Origin of the sequence: Nonomuraea sp. NPDC049784, assembly GCF_040659615.1 — a bacterium.
Lineage (GTDB): Bacteria > Actinomycetota > Actinomycetes > Streptosporangiales > Streptosporangiaceae > Nonomuraea.
In genome coordinates, this window is record NZ_JBFAMX010001321.1 from 1 (window position 1) to 1,048 (window position 1,048).

General features: G+C 73.9%; 1 protein-coding gene. It reads left to right on the forward strand.

The window, feature by feature from the left end; translation table 11 throughout:
- Positions 1–1,048 (forward strand): DEAD/DEAH box helicase (locus tag AB0J09_RS65740; protein ID WP_360714753.1); only part of this gene is annotated, 1,048 nt, incomplete at both ends.

Below are 1,048 nucleotides of genomic sequence, written 5' to 3' on the forward strand. Positions count from 1 at the left end.
CCGCCTCCACCTGGAGCCTGGCCGGCTACCAGGCCAACGCCGCCAAGCTCGCCGGCGACTACCTCGCCGAAATCGACCTGGCCGCGGGCAGCGCCCCGGCGGCGGTCGAGGTCGTCTCGCACGCCGCGCCCGCCGGGATCGCCGCGCTGGTCGGCGTCATTCTGCGGCGCGACCTGGCCGAGGTGGCCCGGCTCAGCGCCCTGGCCGAGGACACGCTCCCGGCCTTAGGCCAGCGCGTGCTCGCCCAGGCCGGCGCCGAACCGCTGGATCATGCCGACGCCGCGGTGCTGGCCGCCTACGGACTGCTGGGCCGCGCCGCACGAGCGCTGGTGCGGTTTTGGCGGCGCGGCGAGCAGGCGGCTGGCCGCGCCGCGTTGGCCGACCTGCAGCAGGCCGCCCGGCTGGTGCTGCATGCCAACGTCGTCGACACCTGGGTGCTGCTGGACAACCTCGCCCACGTCGTGGAGGACGCCGTGGCCACCTCACCGTGGCGGCTGCTGCGCCGAGCCCCCACCTGGAATGCGCTGTGGGAGCGACACCTGCGTGCCCGGGCGCTGGCGCGGCCGCCGATGGTGCAGGTCTGGCCCTCCCAGCGGCAGGTGCTCGACGCCGGACTGCTGGCCGGTGATCAGCCGCATCTGACAGTCACCATGCCCACCTCGGCCGGTAAGACCCAGGTGGCCGAATGGGCCATCCTGCACGCCCTGGCCGCCCCGGCGCCCCCGGGCCGGATGCCCAAACTCGCCGTCTACATCGTGCCCTCCCGCGCGCTGGCCGCCGAGATCGAGCGGCACCTGACCGACAGCCTGGCCCCGCTGGCCTTACGCGTGTCCGGGCTGTTCGGCGGCGCCGAGCACGTGGGCTATGAGCTGCACCTGATCGCCGATACCGATGTGCTGGTGGTCACCAGCGAGAAGTTCGACCTGCTGCTGCGCAACGACCCCGACCTGGCCGAGCGGCTCGCGCTCGTGGTCGTCGACGAAGGACATCTGCTCGGCGAGCGCGAGCGCGGGCTGCGCCTGGAGCTGGTGTTGACCCGTGTGCGGCG